General features: G+C 49.1%; 35 protein-coding genes. 31 read left to right on the top strand and 4 right to left on the bottom strand.

The genetic code is table 11. The annotated features are described in order from the left end of the window. Nucleotides 1-10: 10 nt before the first annotated feature. A complete protein-coding gene (bfr, locus tag I6L74_RS06455; RefSeq protein WP_059180779.1) occupies nt 11-487 on the top strand; it encodes a bacterioferritin in 477 nt (158 codons plus the stop codon). On the opposite strand, the gene I6L74_RS06450 is transcribed toward bfr, so the two are convergent. Continuing rightward, nucleotides 471-944 (bottom strand): prepilin peptidase, encoded by a 474-nt coding sequence (locus I6L74_RS06450; RefSeq protein WP_059180780.1) that lies wholly within the window; start codon nt 942-944, stop codon nt 471-473. The two genes, bfr and I6L74_RS06450, sit on opposite strands and share 17 nt — an antisense overlap. Before the next feature lie 382 nt (nt 945-1326). On the opposite strand from I6L74_RS06450, the gene rpsJ reads away from it, so the two are divergent. From rpsJ to I6L74_RS06300, 30 genes are all read left to right on the top strand, one after another. Further along, nucleotides 1327-1638, top strand: a complete 312-nt coding sequence (gene rpsJ, locus I6L74_RS06445; protein WP_009639175.1) for a 30S ribosomal protein S10 — start codon at nt 1327-1329, stop codon at nt 1636-1638. Nucleotides 1639-1670: 32 nt separating this feature from the next. Further along, nucleotides 1671-2300, top strand: a complete 630-nt coding sequence (gene rplC, locus I6L74_RS06440; RefSeq protein WP_015960717.1) for a 50S ribosomal protein L3 — start codon at nt 1671-1673, stop codon at nt 2298-2300. A gap of 10 nt (nt 2301-2310) precedes the next feature. After that, complete coding sequence (gene rplD, locus I6L74_RS06435; RefSeq protein ID WP_015960716.1) at nt 2311-2916, top strand: 50S ribosomal protein L4; 606 nt, start codon at nt 2311-2313, stop codon at nt 2914-2916. Next, a complete protein-coding gene (gene rplW / locus I6L74_RS06430) occupies nt 2913-3215 on the top strand; it encodes a 50S ribosomal protein L23 (protein WP_004868363.1) in 303 nt (100 codons plus the stop codon). The genes rplD and rplW overlap by 4 nt, the downstream gene beginning before the upstream one ends. A 17-nt stretch (nt 3216-3232) precedes the next feature. Next, entirely contained in the window at nt 3233-4054 is an 822-nt protein-coding gene (gene rplB, locus I6L74_RS06425) for a 50S ribosomal protein L2 (RefSeq protein ID WP_015960715.1), read from the top strand. A gap of 16 nt (nt 4055-4070) precedes the next feature. Next, entirely contained in the window at nt 4071-4349 is a 279-nt protein-coding gene (gene rpsS, locus I6L74_RS06420; protein ID WP_001138115.1) for a 30S ribosomal protein S19, read from the top strand. A 14-nt stretch (nt 4350-4363) separates the two neighbouring features. Then, on the top strand, nt 4364-4696 hold the full coding sequence (rplV, locus tag I6L74_RS06415) for a 50S ribosomal protein L22 (RefSeq protein WP_015960714.1): 333 nt from the start codon (nt 4364-4366) through the stop codon (nt 4694-4696). 17 nt (nt 4697-4713) lie between these two features. After that, on the top strand, nt 4714-5415 hold the full coding sequence (gene rpsC / locus I6L74_RS06410; protein WP_000529945.1) for a 30S ribosomal protein S3: 702 nt from the start codon (nt 4714-4716) through the stop codon (nt 5413-5415). 12 nt (nt 5416-5427) lie between these two features. After that, entirely contained in the window at nt 5428-5838 is a 411-nt protein-coding gene (gene rplP, locus I6L74_RS06405; protein WP_002919759.1) for a 50S ribosomal protein L16, read from the top strand. After that, on the top strand, nt 5838-6029 hold the full coding sequence (gene rpmC, locus I6L74_RS06400; protein ID WP_006817276.1) for a 50S ribosomal protein L29: 192 nt from the start codon (nt 5838-5840) through the stop codon (nt 6027-6029). The genes rplP and rpmC overlap by 1 nt, the downstream gene beginning before the upstream one ends. Then, nucleotides 6029-6283, top strand: coding sequence for a 30S ribosomal protein S17 (rpsQ, locus tag I6L74_RS06395; RefSeq protein WP_015960713.1), 255 nt, complete (start codon nt 6029-6031; stop codon nt 6281-6283). Before rpmC ends, rpsQ begins: the two co-directional genes overlap by 1 nt. Nucleotides 6284-6449: 166 nt before the next feature. Further along, nucleotides 6450-6821 carry a 50S ribosomal protein L14 gene (gene rplN / locus I6L74_RS06390; protein ID WP_015960712.1) on the top strand — a complete coding sequence of 124 codons (372 nt, stop codon included), beginning with the start codon at nt 6450-6452 and terminating at the stop codon, nt 6819-6821. A 10-nt stretch (nt 6822-6831) separates the two neighbouring features. Then, a complete protein-coding gene (rplX, locus tag I6L74_RS06385) occupies nt 6832-7146 on the top strand; it encodes a 50S ribosomal protein L24 (RefSeq protein WP_015960711.1) in 315 nt (104 codons plus the stop codon). Between the two features lie 14 nt (nt 7147-7160). Further along, nucleotides 7161-7700, top strand: a complete 540-nt coding sequence (gene rplE, locus I6L74_RS06380) for a 50S ribosomal protein L5 (protein ID WP_015960710.1) — start codon at nt 7161-7163, stop codon at nt 7698-7700. A 14-nt stretch (nt 7701-7714) separates the two neighbouring features. Next, a complete protein-coding gene (gene rpsN / locus I6L74_RS06375; RefSeq protein ID WP_015960709.1) occupies nt 7715-8020 on the top strand; it encodes a 30S ribosomal protein S14 in 306 nt (101 codons plus the stop codon). A gap of 33 nt (nt 8021-8053) precedes the next feature. After that, on the top strand, nt 8054-8446 hold the full coding sequence (rpsH, locus tag I6L74_RS06370) for a 30S ribosomal protein S8 (RefSeq protein ID WP_006178918.1): 393 nt from the start codon (nt 8054-8056) through the stop codon (nt 8444-8446). A 12-nt stretch (nt 8447-8458) separates the two neighbouring features. Further along, nucleotides 8459-8992, top strand: a complete 534-nt coding sequence (gene rplF / locus I6L74_RS06365; protein ID WP_006178917.1) for a 50S ribosomal protein L6 — start codon at nt 8459-8461, stop codon at nt 8990-8992. A 9-nt stretch (nt 8993-9001) separates the two neighbouring features. Then, nucleotides 9002-9355, top strand: a complete 354-nt coding sequence (gene rplR, locus I6L74_RS06360) for a 50S ribosomal protein L18 (RefSeq protein ID WP_015960708.1) — start codon at nt 9002-9004, stop codon at nt 9353-9355. A 14-nt stretch (nt 9356-9369) separates the two neighbouring features. Continuing rightward, nucleotides 9370-9870: a 30S ribosomal protein S5 gene (gene rpsE / locus I6L74_RS06355; RefSeq protein ID WP_002438697.1), complete on the top strand. Its 501-nt coding sequence runs from the start codon at nt 9370-9372 to the stop codon at nt 9868-9870. A 6-nt stretch (nt 9871-9876) separates the two neighbouring features. Next, the gene (gene rpmD / locus I6L74_RS06350; RefSeq protein ID WP_003863301.1) at nt 9877-10056 is read left to right on the top strand and encodes a 50S ribosomal protein L30; all 180 of its coding nucleotides are present in this window, start codon (nt 9877-9879) and stop codon (nt 10054-10056) included. A 3-nt stretch (nt 10057-10059) separates the two neighbouring features. Next, nucleotides 10060-10494, top strand: coding sequence for a 50S ribosomal protein L15 (gene rplO, locus I6L74_RS06345; RefSeq protein ID WP_015960707.1), 435 nt, complete (start codon nt 10060-10062; stop codon nt 10492-10494). Between the two features lie 7 nt (nt 10495-10501). Next, nucleotides 10502-11833 carry a preprotein translocase subunit SecY gene (gene secY, locus I6L74_RS06340; RefSeq protein ID WP_015960706.1) on the top strand — a complete coding sequence of 444 codons (1332 nt, stop codon included), beginning with the start codon at nt 10502-10504 and terminating at the stop codon, nt 11831-11833. A 31-nt stretch (nt 11834-11864) separates the two neighbouring features. Continuing rightward, a complete protein-coding gene (rpmJ, locus tag I6L74_RS06335; RefSeq protein WP_015960705.1) occupies nt 11865-11981 on the top strand; it encodes a 50S ribosomal protein L36 in 117 nt (38 codons plus the stop codon). A 146-nt stretch (nt 11982-12127) separates the two neighbouring features. Further along, on the top strand, nt 12128-12484 hold the full coding sequence (gene rpsM, locus I6L74_RS06330; protein WP_003031135.1) for a 30S ribosomal protein S13: 357 nt from the start codon (nt 12128-12130) through the stop codon (nt 12482-12484). A gap of 16 nt (nt 12485-12500) precedes the next feature. Beyond that, on the top strand, nt 12501-12890 hold the full coding sequence (gene rpsK, locus I6L74_RS06325; protein WP_003863312.1) for a 30S ribosomal protein S11: 390 nt from the start codon (nt 12501-12503) through the stop codon (nt 12888-12890). Nucleotides 12891-12924: 34 nt separating this feature from the next. Next, nucleotides 12925-13545, top strand: a complete 621-nt coding sequence (gene rpsD / locus I6L74_RS06320) for a 30S ribosomal protein S4 (RefSeq protein WP_015960704.1) — start codon at nt 12925-12927, stop codon at nt 13543-13545. 25 nt (nt 13546-13570) lie between these two features. Then, a complete protein-coding gene (locus I6L74_RS06315; protein WP_002919219.1) occupies nt 13571-14560 on the top strand; it encodes a DNA-directed RNA polymerase subunit alpha in 990 nt (329 codons plus the stop codon). Between the two features lie 40 nt (nt 14561-14600). Further along, complete coding sequence (gene rplQ / locus I6L74_RS06310; RefSeq protein WP_015960703.1) at nt 14601-14987, top strand: 50S ribosomal protein L17; 387 nt, start codon at nt 14601-14603, stop codon at nt 14985-14987. A gap of 329 nt (nt 14988-15316) precedes the next feature. Further along, nucleotides 15317-15742, top strand: a complete 426-nt coding sequence (gene zntR, locus I6L74_RS06305; RefSeq protein ID WP_059180781.1) for a Zn(2+)-responsive transcriptional regulator — start codon at nt 15317-15319, stop codon at nt 15740-15742. A gap of 57 nt (nt 15743-15799) precedes the next feature. After that, on the top strand, nt 15800-16042 hold the full coding sequence (locus I6L74_RS06300) for an alternative ribosome-rescue factor A (protein WP_059180782.1): 243 nt from the start codon (nt 15800-15802) through the stop codon (nt 16040-16042). On the opposite strand, the gene mscL is transcribed toward I6L74_RS06300, so the two are convergent. The 3 genes from mscL to rsmB form a co-directional block, all read right to left on the bottom strand. Beyond that, entirely contained in the window at nt 16016-16429 is a 414-nt protein-coding gene (gene mscL / locus I6L74_RS06295; protein WP_015960700.1) for a large-conductance mechanosensitive channel protein MscL, read from the bottom strand. The two genes, I6L74_RS06300 and mscL, sit on opposite strands and share 27 nt — an antisense overlap. A gap of 146 nt (nt 16430-16575) precedes the next feature. Next, a complete protein-coding gene (gene trkA / locus I6L74_RS06290; RefSeq protein ID WP_059180783.1) occupies nt 16576-17952 on the bottom strand; it encodes a Trk system potassium transporter TrkA in 1377 nt (458 codons plus the stop codon). A 22-nt stretch (nt 17953-17974) separates the two neighbouring features. Beyond that, nucleotides 17975-19261, bottom strand: coding sequence for a 16S rRNA (cytosine(967)-C(5))-methyltransferase RsmB (rsmB, locus tag I6L74_RS06285; RefSeq protein WP_059180784.1), 1287 nt, complete (start codon nt 19259-19261; stop codon nt 17975-17977). Between the last annotated feature and the right edge of the window lie 19 nt (nt 19262-19280).

Below are 19280 nucleotides of genomic sequence, written 5' to 3'. Positions count from 1 at the left end.
GGACTATATAATGAAAGGTGATGTTAAAATCATACGTTATCTCAATAAATTATTGGGAAATGAGCTTGTCGCGATAAACCAGTATTTTCTTCATGCAAGAATGTTCAAGAACTGGGGGCTGACGCGCCTCAACGATGTTGAATATCATGAATCCATCGACGAAATGAAACACGCTGATCAATACATCGAGCGTATTCTCTTTCTTGAAGGCATTCCTAACCTGCAGGATCTTGGCAAACTCGGCATCGGTGAAGACGTGGAAGAGATGCTTCGTTCAGATCTCACGCTTGAGCTTGATGGTGCAAAAGATCTCCGGGAAGCTATCGCCTATGCTGATAGTGTCCATGACTACGTTAGCCGGGATATGATGATTAAGATCCTGGCAGACGAAGAGGGCCACATTGATTGGCTTGAGACAGAGCTGGATCTGATTGGCAAAATTGGTCTGCAAAATTATCTCCAGTCTCAAATCAAAGTGGAAGGGTGATTAAACTTTGCCAACCCGTTAATAAACCTGCTGCCGCCATAAAAGGTCCAAACGGTAGCGGGTTTTTATGTATCTGCATTCCAGGTTTCAAAAGCACCAGGATCAGCACATATGTCGCGCCAAGAAGCGCGGCTACTAGCGCCAACGCTGGCAATGCAAGCCAGCCGTGCCATGCTCCCAAAGCAGCAAGATATTTTACATCTCCATAGCCAAGCCCCTCGCGTTTATACATCAAATAAAACCCCCAATATAAGCACGCAAAGCCGATGTAACCTGCAATGGCCCCGCCAACAGCACTGGCCAGAAATGCACGATCATTAATGAGATGAAACAGAAGTCCTGACCAGAGAAGCGGGCAGACATATTTATCCGGTAACAGACCTGAACGCGTGTCTTCACGCACGAGAAAGTAGGTCAACATTGCATAGATAACGAAAAAGGGAAACGCAGCAAGCATGATTAAAATCTCTAAGGTGATCGCTGCGACATCTTCTTTCTTAGCGTACGTTCAAACAAACAGTAAAATCAGCTTTTGCGTAGAGCATTCCAACGGATCGACTGAACCTCTGAGTACGACATGCGAATTGCGAACAGGCTCGTAAATCTGGGCTTCCAGGTTGTTTTCTAAACTGCACTTGCGTTATGTCCTATTTTGCGTATAATGCGCGGGCTTGTCGTAATTGACAGCTGGTTCAATCTGAACCTGGGTAACAGTTTTTTGTTACCTAACAATGCTCCCAATTGGGGGGCTACGTAAGAACGGTTACACTCACCCATCAATCGTAATGGGTATGAGTAGTAATCATTTTCGCTTATAAAATAATTGGAGCTCTGGTCTCATGCAGAACCAAAGAATCCGTATCCGCCTTAAAGCGTTTGATCATCGTCTAATCGATCAATCAACCGCGGAAATCGTCGAGACTGCTAAGCGCACTGGTGCGCAAGTCCGTGGTCCGATCCCGCTGCCGACCCGCAAAGAGCGCTTTACCATTCTGATCTCTCCACACGTCAACAAAGACGCGCGTGATCAGTATGAAATTCGCACTCACAAGCGTCTGGTTGACATCGTTGAGCCAACTGAAAAAACCGTTGATGCTCTGATGCGTCTGGACCTGGCTGCCGGTGTAGACGTGCAGATCAGCCTGGGTTAATCAGGTCATCGAGCGATTGAGAGGTTGAAACAATGATTGGTTTAGTCGGTAAAAAAGTGGGAATGACCCGCATCTTCACTGAAGATGGCGTATCTATCCCAGTAACCGTTATCGAAGTTGAAGCAAACCGCGTTACTCAGGTTAAAGACCTGGCTAACGATGGCTACCGTGCAGTTCAGGTTACCACTGGCTCTAAAAAAGCAAGTCGTGTAACTAAGCCGGAAGCTGGTCACTTCGCTAAAGCTGGCGTTGAAGCTGGCCGTGGTCTGTGGGAATTCCGTCTTGCTGAAGGCGAAGAGTTCACTGTAGGTCAGGACATTAGCGTTGAGCTGTTTGCTGAAGTTAAAAAAGTTGACGTAACCGGTACCTCTAAAGGTAAAGGTTTTGCTGGTACCGTTAAGCGCTGGAACTTCCGTACTCAGGATGCCACGCACGGTAACTCCTTGTCTCACCGCGTTCCGGGTTCTATCGGTCAGAACCAGACTCCGGGCAAAGTGTTCAAAGGCAAGAAGATGGCAGGTCAGATGGGCAACGAACGCGTAACTGTCCAGAGCCTGGATGTGGTACGTGTTGACGCTGAGCGCAACCTGCTGCTGGTTAAGGGTGCTGTTCCGGGTGCAACCGGTAGCAACCTGATCGTTAAACCAGCTGTGAAGGCGTGAGGAGATAGCAATGGAATTAGTATTGAAAGACGCGCAGAGCGCGCTGACTGTTTCCGAAACTACCTTCGGTCGTGATTTCAACGAAGCGCTGGTTCACCAGGTTGTTGTTGCTTATGCAGCTGGTGCTCGTCAGGGTACTCGTGCTCAGAAGACTCGTGCTGAAGTAACTGGTTCCGGCAAAAAGCCGTGGCGCCAGAAAGGTACCGGCCGTGCGCGTTCAGGTTCTATTAAGAGCCCGATCTGGCGTTCCGGTGGCGTGACCTTCGCTGCTCGCCCACAGGACCACAGTCAAAAAGTAAACAAAAAGATGTACCGCGGCGCGCTGAAAAGCATTCTGTCCGAACTGGTACGTCAGGATCGTCTGATCGTTGTCGAAACGTTCTCTGTAGAAGCGCCTAAAACTAAGCTGCTGGCCCAGAAACTGAAAGACATGGCTCTGGAAGATGTGCTGATCATCACCGGTGAGCTGGACGAGAACCTGTTCTTAGCTGCGCGCAACTTGCATAAAGTTGACGTACGCGATGCAACTGGTATCGACCCGGTTAGCCTGATCGCCTTCGACAAAGTCGTAATGACTGCTGATGCTGTTAAGCAAGTTGAGGAGATGCTGGCATGATTCGTGAAGAACGTCTGCTGAAGGTGCTTCGTGCGCCGCACGTTTCTGAAAAAGCGTCTGCTGCGATGGAAAAAACCAATACCATCGTTCTCAAAGTTGCTAAAGACGCGACCAAAGCAGAAATCAAAGCTGCTGTGCAGAAACTGTTTGAAGTCGAAGTCGAAGTCGTTAACACCCTGGTTGTTAAAGGGAAAGTTAAACGTCACGGACAGCGTATCGGTCGTCGTAGCGACTGGAAAAAAGCTTACGTCACCCTGAAGGAAGGCCAGAATCTGGACTTCGTTGGCGGCGCTGAGTAAGTCGGAGGAGTAATACAATGGCAGTTGTTAAATGTAAACCGACATCTCCGGGTCGTCGCCACGTAGTTAAAGTGGTCAACCCTGAGCTGCACAAGGGCAAGCCTTTTGCTCCGCTGGTTGAAAAAAACAGCAAATCCGGTGGTCGTAACAACAATGGCCGCATCACTACGCGTCACATCGGTGGTGGTCATAAGCAGGCTTATCGTATTGTTGACTTCAAACGCAACAAAGACGGTATCCCAGCTACTGTTGAACGTCTTGAGTACGATCCGAACCGTTCCGCGAATATCGCGCTGGTTCTGTACAAAGATGGCGAACGCCGTTACATCCTGGCCCCTAAAGGCCTGAAAGCTGGCGACCAGATTCAATCTGGCGTTGATGCTGCAATCAAAGCAGGCAACACCCTGCCGATGCGCAATATCCCGGTTGGTTCTACCGTTCATAACGTAGAAATGAAACCAGGTAAAGGCGGTCAGCTGGCACGTTCCGCTGGTACTTACGTTCAGATCGTTGCTCGTGATGGTGCTTATGTCACCCTGCGTTTGCGTTCTGGTGAAATGCGTAAAGTCGAAGCAGACTGCCGCGCTACTCTGGGCGAAGTTGGCAATGCTGAGCATATGCTGCGCGTTCTGGGTAAAGCAGGTGCTGCACGCTGGCGTGGTATTCGCCCTACCGTTCGCGGTACTGCGATGAACCCAGTCGACCACCCACATGGTGGTGGTGAAGGTCGTAACTTTGGTAAGCACCCTGTAACACCATGGGGCGTTCAGACCAAAGGTAAGAAGACCCGCAGCAACAAGCGTACTGATAAATTTATCGTACGTCGCCGTAGCAAATAATTTTAGAGGATAAGCCATGCCACGTTCTCTCAAGAAAGGTCCTTTTATTGACCTGCACTTGCTGAAGAAGGTAGAGAAAGCGGTGGAAAGCGGAGACAAGAAGCCCCTGCGCACTTGGTCCCGTCGTTCAACGATCTTTCCTAACATGATCGGTTTGACCATCGCTGTCCATAATGGTCGTCAGCACGTTCCAGTCTTTGTTTCCGACGAAATGGTCGGTCATAAACTGGGTGAATTCGCACCGACTCGTACTTATCGCGGCCATGCTGCTGATAAAAAAGCGAAGAAGAAATAAGGTAGGAGGAAGAGATGGAAACTTTAGCTCAACATCGCCATGCTCGTTCTTCTGCTCAGAAGGTTCGCCTTGTTGCTGACCTGATTCGCGGTAAGAAAGTGTCGCAGGCCCTGGACATCCTGACTTATACCAACAAGAAAGCTGCGGTATTCGTCAAGAAAGTACTGGAATCTGCCATTGCTAACGCTGAACACAACGATGGCGCTGACATTGACGATCTGAAAGTTGCGAAAATTTTCGTAGATGAAGGCCCAAGCATGAAGCGCATTATGCCGCGTGCGAAAGGTCGTGCAGATCGCATCCTGAAGCGCACCAGCCACATTACTGTGGTTGTGTCCGATCGCTGAGACTCTGGAGACTAGCAATGGGTCAGAAAGTACATCCTAATGGTATTCGCCTGGGTATTGTAAAACCATGGAATTCAACCTGGTTTGCGAACACCAAAGAATTCGCTGACAACCTAGACAGCGATTTTAAAGTACGTCAGTACCTTACTAAGGAACTGGCTAAAGCGTCTGTATCTCGTATCGTTATCGAGCGTCCGGCTAAAAGCATTCGTGTGACTATTCACACTGCTCGCCCGGGTATCGTTATCGGTAAGAAAGGCGAAGACGTAGAAAAACTGCGCAAGGTCGTTGCGGATATCGCTGGCGTTCCTGCACAGATCAACATCGCTGAAGTTCGTAAGCCTGAACTGGACGCTAAATTGGTTGCTGACAGCATCACTTCACAGCTGGAACGTCGCGTTATGTTCCGTCGTGCTATGAAGCGTGCAGTACAGAACGCAATGCGTCTGGGCGCTAAAGGCATTAAAGTTGAAGTTAGCGGCCGTTTGGGCGGCGCGGAAATCGCACGTACCGAATGGTACCGCGAAGGTCGTGTACCGTTGCATACTCTGCGCGCTGACATCGACTATAACACCTCTGAAGCGCACACCACTTACGGTGTAATCGGTGTTAAGGTATGGATCTTCAAAGGTGAGATCCTGGGTGGCATGGCTGCTGTTGAACAACCGGAAAAACCGGCTGCTCAACCTAAAAAGCAGCAGCGTAAAGGCCGTAAATAAGGAGCGTCGCTGATGTTACAACCAAAGCGTACAAAATTCCGTAAAGTGCACAAAGGCCGCAACCGTGGTCTGGCGCAGGGTACGGATGTTAGCTTCGGCACTTTCGGTCTGAAAGCTGTTGGCCGTGGTCGTCTGACTGCACGTCAGATCGAAGCAGCACGTCGTGCAATGACCCGTGCAGTTAAGCGTCAAGGTAAAATCTGGATCCGTGTATTCCCGGACAAACCAATTACCGAGAAGCCGCTGGAAGTTCGTATGGGTAAAGGTAAAGGTAACGTGGAGTATTGGGTTGCCTTGATTCAGCCGGGCAAAGTCCTGTATGAAATGGACGGTGTACCGGAAGAGCTGGCCCGTGAAGCATTCGGACTGGCAGCAGCGAAACTGCCGATTAAAACCACCTTTGTAACTAAGACGGTGATGTAATGAAAGCAAATGAGCTGCGTGAAAAAAGCGTTGAAGAGCTGAACGCTGAGCTGCTGAACCTGCTGCGTGAGCAGTTTAACCTGCGTATGCAGGCTGCAAGTGGCCAGCTGCAACAGACTCACCTGCTGAAGCAAGTGCGTCGCAATGTTGCACGCGTTAAGACTTTACTGACTCAGAAGGCGGGTGCGTAATGACCGATAAAATCCGTACTCTGCAAGGTCGTGTTGTTAGTGACAAAATGGAGAAATCCATCGTTGTTGCTATCGAACGTATTGTGAAACACCCGATCTACGGTAAATTCATCAAGCGTACGACCAAACTGCACGTACATGACGAGAACAATGAATGCGGTATCGGTGACGTGGTAGAAATCCACGAATGCCGTCCGCTGTCCAAGACTAAGTCCTGGACGCTGGTTCGCGTTGTAGAGAAAGCAGTTCTGTAATAGACTAGCCTTCTCAATACGAATAAACGGCTCAGCAATGAGCCGTTTATTTTTTCTACCCATATTGTAGAACCGGTGTTATAATGCCGCGCCCTCAATATGGGGCTTTTCGACGACTCTGATTTTTAGGGTCTCAGGTAGTAGTTGACATTAGCGGAGCACTGAAATGATCCAAGAACAGACTATGCTGACCGTCGCCGACAACTCCGGTGCACGTCGCGTAATGTGTATCAAGGTTCTGGGTGGCTCGCACCGTCGCTACGCAGGCGTAGGCGACATCATCAAGATCACCATCAAGGAAGCAATTCCACGTGGTAAGGTCAAAAAAGGTGATGTGCTGAAAGCGGTAGTGGTGCGCACCAGGAAGGGTGTTCGTCGCCCTGACGGTTCTGTCATTCGCTTCGATGGTAATGCATGCGTTATTTTAAACAATAACAGCGAGCAGCCTATCGGCACGCGTATCTTTGGGCCGGTAACTCGTGAACTTCGTACTGAAAAGTTCATGAAAATTATCTCTCTGGCACCAGAAGTACTCTAAGGAGCGAATCATGGCAGCGAAAATCCGTCGTGATGACGAAGTTATCGTGTTAACCGGTAAAGATAAAGGTAAACGCGGTAAAGTAAAAAATGTTCTGTCTTCCGGCAAGATCATTGTTGAAGGTATCAATCTGGTTAAGAAACATCAGAAGCCGGTTCCGGCCCTGAACCAACCAGGTGGCATCGTTGAAAAAGAAGCTGCAATTCAGGTTTCTAACGTTGCGCTCTTCAACACGGTAACTGGCAAGGCTGACCGTGTAGGCTTTAGATTCGAAGACGGCAAAAAAGTCCGTTTCTTCAAATCTAATAGCGAAACTATCAAGTAATTTGGAGTAGTACGATGGCGAAACTGCATGATTACTACAAAGACGAAGTAGTTAGCAAACTCATGACTGAGTTTAACTACAATTCTGTCATGCAAGTCCCTCGGGTCGAGAAGATCACCCTGAACATGGGTGTTGGTGAAGCGATCGCTGACAAGAAACTGCTGGATAATGCAGCAGCTGATTTGACAGCAATCTCCGGTCAAAAGCCGTTGATCACCAAAGCACGCAAATCTGTTGCAGGCTTCAAAATCCGTCAGGGCTATCCGATCGGCTGTAAAGTAACTCTGCGTGGCGAACGCATGTGGGAGTTCCTTGAGCGCCTGATCTCTATTGCTGTTCCACGTATCCGTGACTTCCGTGGCTTGTCCGCTAAGTCATTCGATGGTCGTGGTAACTACAGCATGGGTGTCCGTGAGCAGATCATCTTCCCAGAGATCGACTACGATAAAGTCGACCGCGTGCGTGGTTTGGATATTACCATTACCACTACTGCGAACTCTGATGAAGAAGGCCGTGCTCTGCTGGCTGCCTTTGACTTCCCGTTCCGCAAGTAAGGTAGGGTTACTGAATGGCTAAGCAATCAATGAAAGCACGCGAAGTAAAGCGCGTAGCTTTAGCTGATAAATTCTTCGCTAAACGCGCTGAACTGAAAGCGATCATCTCTGATGTGAACGCTTCCGACGAAGACCGTTGGAATGCAGTTCTGAAGCTGCAGTCTCTGCCGCGTGATTCCAGCCCGTCTCGTCAGCGTAACCGCTGTCGTCAAACTGGTCGTCCGCACGCTTTCCTGCGGAAGTTCGGGTTGAGCCGTATTAAGGTCCGTGAAGCCGCTATGCGCGGTGAAATCCCGGGTCTGAAAAAGGCTAGCTGGTAATTGTCACCAATTGAATCACGGGAGTAAAGACAGATGAGCATGCAAGATCCGATCGCGGATATGCTGACCCGTATCCGTAACGGTCAGGCCGCGAACAAAGTTGCGGTCACCATGCCTTCCGCCAAGCTGAAAGTGGCAATTGCCAATGTGCTGAAGGAAGAAGGTTTTATCGAAGATTTTAAAGTTGAAGGCGACACCAAGCCGGAACTGGAACTTACTCTCAAGTATTTCCAGGGTAAAGCTGTTGTAGAAAGCATTCAGCGTGTCAGCCGCCCAGGCCTGCGCATCTATAAGAAAAAAGATGAGCTGCCTAAAGTTATGGCTGGTCTGGGTATCGCAGTTGTTTCTACCTCTAAAGGTGTTATGACTGATCGTGCAGCGCGCCAAGCTGGTCTTGGTGGCGAAATTATCTGCTACGTAGCCTAATCGGAGGAAACAATGTCTCGTGTTGCTAAAGCACCGGTCGTTATTCCTGCCGGCGTTGATGTAAAAATCGACGGTCAGGTTATTACGATCAAAGGTAAAAATGGCGAGCTGACTCGTACCCTCAACAATGCTGTTGAAGTTAAACATGCAGATAATGCTCTGACCTTCGGTCCGCGAGATGGTTTCGTAGACGGATGGGCTCAGGCTGGCACCGCGCGTGCACTGCTGAACTCAATGGTTGTTGGTGTTACCGAAGGCTTCACTAAAAAGCTTCAACTAGTTGGTGTAGGTTATCGTGCAGCTATCAAAGGGAATGCAGTAGGCCTGTCTCTGGGCTTCTCACACCCTGTTGAGCATCCGCTGCCGGCCGGTATCACTGCAGAATGTCCGACCCAGACTGAAATCGTGCTGAAAGGCGCGGATAAACAGCTGATCGGTCAGGTTGCAGCAGATCTGCGCGCCTACCGTCGTCCTGAGCCTTATAAAGGCAAGGGTGTTCGTTACGCCGACGAAGTCGTGCGTACCAAAGAGGCTAAGAAGAAGTAAGGTAACACTATGGATAAGAAATCTGCTCGTATCCGTCGTGCGACCCGCGCACGCCGCAAGCTCAAAGAGCTGGGTGCAACTCGCCTGGTGGTACATCGTACCCCGCGTCATATTTACGCACAGGTAATTGCACCGAACGGTTCTGAAGTTCTGGTAGCTGCTTCTACTGTAGAAAAAGCTATTACAGAACAATTGAAGTACACCGGTAACAAAGACGCTGCCGCAGCTGTTGGTAAAGCTGTTGCTGAACGCGCTCTGGAAAAAGGCATCAAAGTTGTGTCCTTTGACCGTTCCGGGTTCCAATATCATGGTCGTGTCCAGGCACTGGCAGATGCTGCCCGTGAAGCTGGCCTTCAGTTCTAAGGTAGAGGTGTAAGATGGCTCACATCGAAAAACAGGCTGGCGAACTGCAGGAAAAGCTGATCGCGGTTAACCGCGTATCTAAAACCGTTAAAGGTGGTCGTATTTTCTCCTTCACAGCTCTGACTGTTGTTGGTGATGGTAATGGTCGCGTTGGTTTTGGTTACGGTAAAGCGCGTGAAGTTCCAGCAGCGATCCAGAAAGCGATGGAAAAAGCCCGTCGCAATATGATTAACGTCGCGCTGAACCACGGCACCCTGCAACACCCTGTAAAAGGTGTTCACACGGGTTCTCGTGTCTTCATGCAGCCGGCTTCTGAAGGTACCGGTATTATTGCCGGTGGTGCAATGCGCGCCGTCCTGGAAGTCGCTGGAGTTCATAACGTTCTGGCCAAAGCATATGGTTCCACCAACCCGATTAACGTGGTTCGTGCAACTATTGATGGCCTGGAAAATATGAATTCTCCAGAAATGGTCGCTGCCAAGCGTGGTAAATCCGTTGAAGAAATTCTGGGGTAATTGACCATGGCAAAGACTATTAAAATCACTCAAACCCGCAGTGCAATCGGTCGTCTGCCGAAACACAAGGCAACGCTGCTTGGCCTGGGTCTGCGTCGTATTGGTCATACCGTTGAGCGTGAGGATACTCCCGCTGTTCGTGGTATGGTCAACGCGGTTTACTTCATGGTTAAAGTTGAGGAGTAAGAGATGCGTTTAAATACTCTGTCTCCAGCCGAAGGCTCTAAAAAGGCGGGTAAACGCCTTGGTCGTGGTATCGGTTCTGGCCTCGGTAAAACCGGTGGTCGTGGTCACAAAGGTCAGAACTCTCGTTCTGGCGGTGGCGTACGTCGCGGTTTCGAGGGTGGCCAGATGCCACTGTACCGTCGTCTGCCGAAATTCGGTTTCACTTCTCGCAAATCAGCGATCACAGCCGAAATTCGTCTGTCTGACCTGGCGAAAGTTGAAGGCGGCGTTGTAGACCTGAACACGCTGAAAGCTGCAAACATTATCGGTATCCAGATCGAGTTCGCGAAAGTGATCCTGGCTGGTGAAGTTTCTACTCCGGTAACTGTGCGTGGTCTGCGTGTTTCTAAAGGCGCTCGTGCTGCTATCGAAGCTGCTGGCGGTACAATTGAGGAATAAGTAGCAGATGGCTAAGCAACCGGGATTAGATTTTCAAAGTGCCAAGGGTGGATTTGGCGAACTGAAACGCAGACTTTTGTTTGTTGTTGGTGCGCTAATCGTTTTCCGTATTGGCTCTTTTATTCCGATCCCTGGTATCGATGCCGCTGTACTTGCCAAACTGCTTGAGCAACAGCGAGGCACCATCATTGAAATGTTTAACATGTTCTCTGGTGGTGCTCTCAGCCGCGCTTCTATCTTTGCACTGGGTATCATGCCGTATATTTCGGCATCGATTATCATACAGCTGTTAACGGTCGTTCATCCGGCCCTCGCAGAGCTGAAGAAAGAAGGGGAGTCTGGTCGTCGTAAGATCAGCCAGTACACCCGTTACGGCACTCTGGTGCTGGCAATATTCCAGTCAATCGGTATTGCTACCGGTTTACCGAATATGCCTGGTATGCAAGGCTTGGTAATTAATCCTGGCTTTGCATTCTATTTCACCGCTGTTGTAAGTCTGGTCACAGGAACAATGTTCTTGATGTGGCTCGGCGAACAGATTACTGAACGAGGTATCGGCAACGGTATCTCGATCATTATCTTCGCTGGTATCGTTGCGGGACTCCCGCCAGCCATTGCCCATACTATCGAGCAAGCGCGTCAAGGCGAACTGCACTTCCTCCTGTTGCTGTTGGTTGCAGTATTAGTATTCGCAGTGACCTTCTTTGTTGTCTTCGTTGAACGTGGTCAACGCCGCATTGTGGTGAACTATGCTAAACGTCAACAAGGACGTCGTGTCTATGCTGCACAGAGCACACATTTACCGCTGAAAGTAAATATGGCGGGTGTAATCCCGGCAATCTTTGCTTCCAGTATTATTCTGTTCCCGGCGACCATCGCGTCCTGGTTTGGGGGCGGAACCGGTTGGAACTGGCTGACAACAATTTCGCTGTATTTGCAGCCTGGGCAACCGCTTTATGTGTTACTCTATGCGTCTGCAATCATATTCTTCTGTTTCTTTTACACGGCGTTGGTTTTCAATCCGCGTGAGACAGCAGATAACCTGAAGAAGTCCGGTGCATTTGTACCAGGAATTCGTCCGGGAGAGCAAACGGCGAAGTATATTGATAAAGTAATGACGCGCCTGACCTTGGTTGGTGCACTTTACATTACATTTATCTGCCTGATCCCGGAGTTCATGCGTGATGCGATGAAAGTACCGTTCTATTTCGGTGGGACTTCACTGCTTATCGTTGTCGTCGTGATTATGGACTTTATGGCTCAAGTGCAAACTCTTATGATGTCAAGTCAGTATGAGTCTGCCTTGAAGAAGGCGAACCTGAAAGGCTACGGCCGTTAATTGGTCGCCCGAGAAGTTACGGAGAGTAAAAATGAAAGTTCGTGCTTCCGTCAAGAAATTATGCCGTAACTGCAAAATCGTTAAGCGTGAAGGTGTTATTCGCGTGATTTGCAGTGCCGAGCCGAAACATAAACAGCGTCAAGGCTGATTATTTCGCATATTTTTCTTGCAAAGTTGGGTTGAGCTGGCTAGATTAGCCAGCCAATCTTTTGTATGTCTGTACGTATCCATTTGAGTATCCTGAAAACGGGCTTTTCAGCATGGTACGTACATATTAAATAGTAGGAGTGCATAGTGGCCCGTATAGCAGGCATTAACATTCCTGATCAAAAACATGCTGTGATCGCATTAACTTCGATCTATGGCGTCGGCAAGACCCGTTCCAAAGCCATTTTGGCTGCAGCGGGTATCGCTGAAGATGTTAAGATCAGTGAGCTGTCTGAAGAACAAATCGACACGCTGCGTGACGAAGTTGCCAAATTTGTCGTTGAAGGTGATCTGCGCCGTGAAGTTAGCATGAGCATCAAGCGCCTTATGGACCTTGGTTGCTATCGCGGTTTGCGTCATCGTCGTGGTCTCCCGGTTCGCGGCCAGCGCACCAAGACCAACGCACGTACCCGTAAGGGTCCGCGCAAACCGATCAAGAAATAATCGGGGTGATTGAATAATGGCAAAGGCACCAGTTCGTGCACGTAAGCGTGTAAGAAAACAAGTCTCTGACGGCGTGGCTCATATCCATGCTTCTTTTAACAACACCATCGTTACTATTACTGATCGTCAGGGTAACGCATTGGGTTGGGCAACAGCCGGTGGTTCCGGTTTCCGTGGTTCTCGCAAATCGACTCCGTTCGCAGCCCAGGTTGCAGCAGAGCGTTGTGCAGAAGCCGTAAAAGAATACGGTATCAAGAATCTGGAAGTTATGGTCAAAGGTCCGGGTCCGGGTCGCGAATCAACTGTTCGTGCTCTGAACGCCGCTGGTTTCCGCATCACTAATATTACTGATGTGACTCCGATCCCTCATAACGGTTGTCGTCCGCCGAAAAAACGTCGCGTATAACGCTTACGTTTTCTAGGATTGTTGGAGATAGAAAATGGCAAGATATTTGGGTCCTAAGCTCAAGCTGAGCCGTCGTGAGGGCACCGACTTATTCCTTAAGTCTGGCGTTCGCGCGATCGATACCAAGTGTAAAATTGAACAAGCTCCTGGCCAGCACGGTGCGCGTAAACCGCGTCTGTCTGACTATGGTGTACAGTTACGTGAGAAGCAGAAAGTTCGCCGTACCTACGGTGTGCTGGAGCGTCAGTTCCGTAACTACTATAAAGAAGCAGCGCGTCTTAAAGGCAATACCGGTGAAAACCTGTTGGCTCTGCTGGAAGGTCGTCTGGACAACGTTGTTTACCGTATGGGCTTCGGTGCTACTCGTGCTGAATCTCGTCAGCTGGTTAGCCATAAAGCAATCATGGTAAACGGTCGTGTTGTTAACATCGCTTCTTATCAGGTTAAAGCGAATGACGTTGTTTGCATTCGTGAGAAAGCGAAAAAGCAATCTCGCGTGAAAGCAGCTCTCGAGCTGGCTGAGCAGCGTGAAAAGCCAACCTGGCTGGAAGTTGATGCTAGCAAGATGGAAGGTACGTTCAAGCGTCAGCCGGAACGTTCTGATCTGTCTGCGGACATTAACGAACACCTGATCGTTGAGCTTTACTCCAAGTAAAGCTTAGTACCAAAGAGAGGACACAATGCAGGGTTCTGTGACAGAGTTTCTAAAACCGCGCCTGGTAGATATCGAGCAAGTGAGTTCGACGCACGCCAAGGTGACCCTTGAGCCTTTAGAGCGTGGCTTTGGCCATACTCTGGGTAACGCACTGCGCCGTATTCTGCTCTCGTCGATGCCGGGTTGTGCGGTAACCGAAGTTGAGATTGATGGTGTGCTCCATGAGTACAGCACCAAAGAAGGCGTTCAGGAAGATATCCTTGAAATCCTGCTCAACCTGAAAGGGCTGGCGGTGAGAGTTCAGGGGAAAGATGAAGTTATCCTTACTCTGAATAAATCTGGCATTGGCCCTGTGACTGCAGCCGATATCACCCACGACGGTGATGTCGAAATCGTCAAGCCGCAGCACGTGATCTGCCACCTGACCGATGAGAACGCAGCGATTAGCATGCGTATCAAAGTTCAGCGCGGTCGTGGTTATGTGCCGGCTTCTGCCCGAATTCATTCGGAAGAAGATGAGCGCCCAATCGGCCGTCTGCTCGTCGACGCATGTTACAGCCCTGTAGAGCGTATCGCCTACAATGTTGAAGCAGCACGTGTCGAACAGCGTACCGACCTGGACAAGCTGGTCATCGAAATGGAAACCAACGGCACAATCGATCCTGAAGAGGCGATTCGTCGTGCGGCAACCATTCTGGCAGAACAACTTGAAGCTTTTGTTGACCTACGTGATGTTCGTCAGCCAGAAGTTAAAGAAGAGAAACCAGAGTTCGATCCGATCCTGCTGCGCCCTGTTGACGATCTGGAATTGACTGTCCGCTCTGCTAACTGCCTCAAGGCAGAAGCTATCCACTATATCGGTGATCTGGTACAGCGTACCGAGGTTGAGTTGCTGAAAACGCCGAACCTGGGTAAAAAATCTCTTACTGAGATTAAAGACGTGCTAGCTTCCCGTGGTTTGTCTCTGGGCATGCGCCTGGAAAACTGGCCACCAGCAAGCATTGCTGACGAGTAACCGGATCACAGGTTAAGGTTTTACTGAGAAGGATAAGGTCATGCGCCATCGTAAGAGTGGTCGTCAACTGAACCGTAACAGCAGCCATCGCCAGGCTATGTTCCGCAACATGGCAGGTTCACTGGTTCGTCATGAGATCATCAAGACGACCCTGCCTAAAGCGAAAGAGCTGCGTCGTGTAGTTGAGCCACTGATTACTCTTGCCAAGACTGACAGCGTTGCAAATCGTCGTCTGGCATTCGCCCGCACTCGTGATAACGAGATCGTGGCAAAACTGTTTAACGAACTGGGCCCGCGTTTCGCGAGCCGTGCCGGTGGTTACACTCGTATTCTGAAGTGTGGCTTCCGTGCAGGCGACAACGCTCCGATGGCTTACATCGAGCTGGTTGATCGTTCTGAATCTAAAGCAGAAGCTACTGCAGAGTAATCTGTAGTAACGTAAAAAGACCCGCTTCGGCGGGTTTTTTTATATCTTGAAGATCCCCGCCTCTCTCTCTAGTCGCCGTAATATTCTTCTTTCATTTTCAATTGGTTAAGTGGTATCGCTTGTTTATTCTGGCAAGTTAATTCGCAATAATTGTCTCGCAGGATTCTGTGACCTGTACAGTTATCTGGCTCAAACTTAACAAATCCACTTAGATATGATGATTTTGAGGCTTTTGGCGCTGACTGAGATAAGCACCATTAGACCCCATATTGCTGCGCTTTCTTGTATGATGACGATTAGGGCTGTTGAAAAATTAATGAGGGCAAACTATGTACCGCATCGGTGAACTCGCAAAATTGGCTGACGTTACGCCAGACACTATTCGATATTACGAAAAACAGCAGATGATGGAACACAAAGTTCGTACTGAAGGTGGGTTCCGTCTTTATACCGAAACAGATCTTCAGCGACTCAAGTTTATCCGTTATGGAAGACAGCTTGGTTTTACACTGGATTCTATTCGTGAGTTACTTTCGATCCGCATCGATCCTGCACACCACACTTGTCAGGAATCAAAAAGCATCGTGCAGGCCAGGTTGAATGAAGTCGAGTTACGTATTGAGGAGTTGCAGATTATGCAGCGTTCATTGCAGCGCCTGAACGACGCATGTTGTGGTAGCGCGCACAGTAGCGTTTATTGCTCCATTCTCGAAACGCTGGAGCAAGGTGCTAGCGGTATACACCATGGTTGTTGATTTCTTAACACTGAGGATCTACACTCACGCCGTTTTTATCCACCATCTGGAGATTTCATGAGCCATTATCAACATAAGAAAGGGCAAATCAGAGATAACGCCATAGAGGCATTACTTCATGATCCTTTATTTAGACAACGAGTCGAAAAGAACAAAAAAGGGAAAGGGAGTTTCTTGCGCAAAGGGAAGCATGCTAAGAAAGGTAAGTGGGAGGCCAGCGGTAAGAAAGAGAATCTCTTTTTTACCGCTGGCCTTCTGACTTTACGCGGCCGATTAAATACGGTTGTTCTGTTCTTTTAACAGATCGCGAATTTGAGTCAACAAGACCTCTTCCTTGGAAGGGGCCGGAGGCACCGCTGCCGGTTCTTCTTTCTTGCGATTCAATCTGTTAATAAGCTTAATGGCCATAAAGATTGCAAACGCAACAATGACAAAATCAAAAACGTTTTGAATAAACACGCCGTAGTGCATCACTACTGCAGGAATATCGCCTTGCGCATCCCTCAAAGTGACGGCGAACTGTTTGAAATCAATCCCACCAATTAAAAGACCTAACGGCGGCATAATGATGTCGGCAACCAAAGATGAAACAATCTTGCCGAATGCTGCACCAATAATCACACCCACAGCAAGGTCTACTACATTCCCACGCATCGCAAATTCGCGAAACTCTTTAACAATACTCATTTTCTTTCTCCTTAAGCCAACAGATAAAGTTAAGTCTAACAAATGATTAGCCAATTTCCATTGAGGATAAATAATCGCTACGAAAGTTAATCATTATAAAATAAATAGTTAATGAAAGAGGTGCTCTTGAAAAGCACCGCTTATCGCTAAAGGAAGAAAGGACTGGGCTGGAATAAACGTTCAACGTCGCTAATAAATTTTTTGTCTGTCAGGAACATAATGACATGATCGCCCTGTTCGATACGAAGATTATCATTCGCGATCATGACGTCATTACCTCGAACGACGGCGCCGATAATTGTGCCTGGCGGCAACTTGATTTCATCGATGGCACGACCCACAACGCGAGACGTAGTTTCATCCCCATGCGCCACCGCTTCTATCGCTTCTGCTACGCCACGGCGAAGAGAGGAAACGCCCACAATATCAGCTTTACGCACATGGCTTAACAAAGCCGAAATGGTTGCCTGCTGTGGAGAGATTGCGATATCAATAACACTGCCTTGCACAAGATCGACGTAAGCACGGCGCTGAATGAGCACCATCACTTTTTTAGCGCCCATACGTTTAGCCAGCATCGCAGACATGATGTTCGCTTCATCATCATTGGTGACGGCAATAAAGAGATCAACTTGATCGATATGTTCTTCCGCCAGCAACTCTTGATCCGAAGCATCGCCATAAAAAACGATCGTGTTTTGCAGTTTCTCTGCTAATTCAGCGGCACGTTGTTGATCGCGCTCGATCAATTTTACGCTGTAATCTTTCTCCAGTCGGTGGGCAAGACCTGCGCCAATATTACCGCCGCCAACCAGCATGATACGCTTGTAAGGTTTTTCCAGACGTTGGAGTTCACTCATTACGGCGCGAATATGCTGAGATGCTGCAATAAAGAACACCTCATCACCCGCTTCAACAATGGTTGAACCCTGCGGTCGAATCGGTCTGTCATGACGAAATATTGCTACCACGCGAGTATCAATATGCGGCATGTGTTCACGCATAGTAGACAATGCGTTACCAATCAGAGGCCCGCCATAATAGGCTTTAACTACCGCCAGGCTAACTTTGCCTTCAGCGAAGTTCACAACCTGCAGCGCACCCGGATATTCTATTAATCGATAAATACTGTCGATAACCAGCTGTTCCGGAGCGATGAGATGATCGATGGGAACGGCTTCTGAATTGAATAGTTTATCCGCATCACGGACGTAATCTGGGGATCGTATACGCGCAATACGATTCGGGGTATTGAACAGCGAAAAAGCGACCTGACAGGCAATCATGTTCGTTTCATCAGAACTGGTGACCGCAACCAGCATGTCAGCGTCATCCGCACCTGCCTCACGGAGTACACGAGGATGGGAGCCATGTCCCTGAACAACACGCAGATCGAATTTATCCTGCAGCTCGCGAAGGCGATCTCCATTGACGTCAACGATGGTGATATCGTTATTCTCACCCACGAGGTTTTCGGCCAGCGTTCCGCCGACTTGCCCAGCACCCAGAATGATAATCTTCATAGATTGCGACCTGTTTTAAATATCACTCTTTGATTAGCTTAGCGTAAAAGAAGCCGTCACCGTCTTCTGCTCCAGGGAGGTTTTGTATGCCTGGTTTATCGGGAGTACCGGTAGCCCGCAGAGTGGCATTAGACGTGCGTTTCAGGAATGCAGCAATCTGTTGGCTATTTTCTTCCGGAAGGACTGAGCAGGTTGCGTAAACCAACGTACCGCCAGGCTTAAGATGCGGCCAAACGGCGTCAAGAATTTCGCTTTGAAGTTGCGCCAGTTCGTTAATATCACGATCCCGGCGTAGCCATTTGATGTCTGGATGTCGGCGAATAACGCCGGTCGCAGAGCAGGGAGCATCAACCAAAATACGATCAAACTGTTCATCCCCGCACCACTGCGCAGGCGTCCGTCCGTCACCCTGTTTGACTTCTGCTTTCATGCCCAGGCGTTTTAAGTTGTCGTACACGCGAGAAAGTCGTTGCTCATCAATATCGACAGCCATGACGCTGGCTTTAGGAGCAACTTCAAGAATATGTGTCGTTTTACCGCCAGGTGCTGCACAGAGATCAAGAATACGATCGCCGTTTTGCGGCTCGAGATACGTCATACAGCCCTGTGCTGAAGCGTCCTGGACTGTCACCCATCCTTGCTCGAAACCTGGCAATGATTGCACCGGAGCTGGAGAGGCAAGGCGTATTGCATCAGGATAGGCATCATGCGTAAAGCCGTTCATCTCCGCTGTTTCCAGCAAAGCCAGCCATTCATCGCGAGTATGATGGTTTCGATTTACGCGCAGCCACATAGGAGGACGTTGATTATTTGCCTCAACTATTGCCTGCCACTGTGATGGGTAAGCTTTCTGCAGGCGCTTCAGTAGCCACTCAGGATGTAGAAAACGCTTATCAGAATCTGCAAACTCAGCCAGCAGCTCTTCCTGTTGACGCTGGAATTGACGTAACACGCCGTTTATCAAGCCCTTTAATTGCGGTCGCTTGATCACAACCGCTCCTTCAACGGTCTCGGCCAATGCCGCATGAGGCGGAATTCGGGTATGAAGCAGCTGGTAGAAACCCACCATTATTAAATAATGGATGGTGCGCTGCTTGCCTGTCATTGGCCTGGACATCAGCTTGCTGATGAGCCATTCCTGTTGTGGGAGCGTGCGTAGGACACCAAAGCACAGCTCCTGGAGCAGGGCTTTATCTTTATCGGAAACTTTTTGTTGAAGCGGTGGCAGGATATTACTCAGAGATTGACCCTGTTCGACCACTTTCTCGATGGCACTTGCTGCCATGCTACGAAGATTTTGTTTTTTCATAACCGCAAAAATAAAAATG

The sequence above is a fragment of the Lelliottia amnigena genome, from assembly GCF_019047465.1.
Taxonomy (GTDB): Bacteria; Pseudomonadota; Gammaproteobacteria; order Enterobacterales; family Enterobacteriaceae; genus Enterobacter; species Enterobacter amnigenus.
Note: the sequence above shows the minus strand (reverse complement) of the source record. Positions and strands in the feature narration are given on the sequence as shown.

What these genes read in the sequence shown, in the direction of transcription:
- bfr (WP_059180779.1), top strand. Translation starts at nt 11, where the DNA reads ATGAAAGGTGATGTTAAAATCATACGTTATCTCAATAAATTATTGGGA.
- I6L74_RS06450 (WP_059180780.1), bottom strand. Translation starts at nt 944, where the DNA reads ATGCTTGCTGCGTTTCCCTTTTTCGTTATCTATGCAATGTTGACCTAC.
- rpsJ (WP_009639175.1), top strand. Translation starts at nt 1,327, where the DNA reads ATGCAGAACCAAAGAATCCGTATCCGCCTTAAAGCGTTTGATCATCGT.
- rplC (WP_015960717.1), top strand. Translation starts at nt 1,671, where the DNA reads ATGATTGGTTTAGTCGGTAAAAAAGTGGGAATGACCCGCATCTTCACT.
- rplD (WP_015960716.1), top strand. Translation starts at nt 2,311, where the DNA reads ATGGAATTAGTATTGAAAGACGCGCAGAGCGCGCTGACTGTTTCCGAA.
- rplW (WP_004868363.1), top strand. Translation starts at nt 2,913, where the DNA reads ATGATTCGTGAAGAACGTCTGCTGAAGGTGCTTCGTGCGCCGCACGTT.
- rplB (WP_015960715.1), top strand. Translation starts at nt 3,233, where the DNA reads ATGGCAGTTGTTAAATGTAAACCGACATCTCCGGGTCGTCGCCACGTA.
- rpsS (WP_001138115.1), top strand. Translation starts at nt 4,071, where the DNA reads ATGCCACGTTCTCTCAAGAAAGGTCCTTTTATTGACCTGCACTTGCTG.
- rplV (WP_015960714.1), top strand. Translation starts at nt 4,364, where the DNA reads ATGGAAACTTTAGCTCAACATCGCCATGCTCGTTCTTCTGCTCAGAAG.
- rpsC (WP_000529945.1), top strand. Translation starts at nt 4,714, where the DNA reads ATGGGTCAGAAAGTACATCCTAATGGTATTCGCCTGGGTATTGTAAAA.
- rplP (WP_002919759.1), top strand. Translation starts at nt 5,428, where the DNA reads ATGTTACAACCAAAGCGTACAAAATTCCGTAAAGTGCACAAAGGCCGC.
- rpmC (WP_006817276.1), top strand. Translation starts at nt 5,838, where the DNA reads ATGAAAGCAAATGAGCTGCGTGAAAAAAGCGTTGAAGAGCTGAACGCT.
- rpsQ (WP_015960713.1), top strand. Translation starts at nt 6,029, where the DNA reads ATGACCGATAAAATCCGTACTCTGCAAGGTCGTGTTGTTAGTGACAAA.
- rplN (WP_015960712.1), top strand. Translation starts at nt 6,450, where the DNA reads ATGATCCAAGAACAGACTATGCTGACCGTCGCCGACAACTCCGGTGCA.
- rplX (WP_015960711.1), top strand. Translation starts at nt 6,832, where the DNA reads ATGGCAGCGAAAATCCGTCGTGATGACGAAGTTATCGTGTTAACCGGT.
- rplE (WP_015960710.1), top strand. Translation starts at nt 7,161, where the DNA reads ATGGCGAAACTGCATGATTACTACAAAGACGAAGTAGTTAGCAAACTC.
- rpsN (WP_015960709.1), top strand. Translation starts at nt 7,715, where the DNA reads ATGGCTAAGCAATCAATGAAAGCACGCGAAGTAAAGCGCGTAGCTTTA.
- rpsH (WP_006178918.1), top strand. Translation starts at nt 8,054, where the DNA reads ATGAGCATGCAAGATCCGATCGCGGATATGCTGACCCGTATCCGTAAC.
- rplF (WP_006178917.1), top strand. Translation starts at nt 8,459, where the DNA reads ATGTCTCGTGTTGCTAAAGCACCGGTCGTTATTCCTGCCGGCGTTGAT.
- rplR (WP_015960708.1), top strand. Translation starts at nt 9,002, where the DNA reads ATGGATAAGAAATCTGCTCGTATCCGTCGTGCGACCCGCGCACGCCGC.
- rpsE (WP_002438697.1), top strand. Translation starts at nt 9,370, where the DNA reads ATGGCTCACATCGAAAAACAGGCTGGCGAACTGCAGGAAAAGCTGATC.
- rpmD (WP_003863301.1), top strand. Translation starts at nt 9,877, where the DNA reads ATGGCAAAGACTATTAAAATCACTCAAACCCGCAGTGCAATCGGTCGT.
- rplO (WP_015960707.1), top strand. Translation starts at nt 10,060, where the DNA reads ATGCGTTTAAATACTCTGTCTCCAGCCGAAGGCTCTAAAAAGGCGGGT.
- secY (WP_015960706.1), top strand. Translation starts at nt 10,502, where the DNA reads ATGGCTAAGCAACCGGGATTAGATTTTCAAAGTGCCAAGGGTGGATTT.
- rpmJ (WP_015960705.1), top strand. Translation starts at nt 11,865, where the DNA reads ATGAAAGTTCGTGCTTCCGTCAAGAAATTATGCCGTAACTGCAAAATC.
- rpsK (WP_003863312.1), top strand. Translation starts at nt 12,501, where the DNA reads ATGGCAAAGGCACCAGTTCGTGCACGTAAGCGTGTAAGAAAACAAGTC.
- rpsD (WP_015960704.1), top strand. Translation starts at nt 12,925, where the DNA reads ATGGCAAGATATTTGGGTCCTAAGCTCAAGCTGAGCCGTCGTGAGGGC.
- I6L74_RS06315 (WP_002919219.1), top strand. Translation starts at nt 13,571, where the DNA reads ATGCAGGGTTCTGTGACAGAGTTTCTAAAACCGCGCCTGGTAGATATC.
- rplQ (WP_015960703.1), top strand. Translation starts at nt 14,601, where the DNA reads ATGCGCCATCGTAAGAGTGGTCGTCAACTGAACCGTAACAGCAGCCAT.
- zntR (WP_059180781.1), top strand. Translation starts at nt 15,317, where the DNA reads ATGTACCGCATCGGTGAACTCGCAAAATTGGCTGACGTTACGCCAGAC.
- I6L74_RS06300 (WP_059180782.1), top strand. Translation starts at nt 15,800, where the DNA reads ATGAGCCATTATCAACATAAGAAAGGGCAAATCAGAGATAACGCCATA.
- mscL (WP_015960700.1), bottom strand. Translation starts at nt 16,429, where the DNA reads ATGAGTATTGTTAAAGAGTTTCGCGAATTTGCGATGCGTGGGAATGTA.
- trkA (WP_059180783.1), bottom strand. Translation starts at nt 17,952, where the DNA reads ATGAAGATTATCATTCTGGGTGCTGGGCAAGTCGGCGGAACGCTGGCC.
- rsmB (WP_059180784.1), bottom strand. Translation starts at nt 19,261, where the DNA reads ATGAAAAAACAAAATCTTCGTAGCATGGCAGCAAGTGCCATCGAGAAA.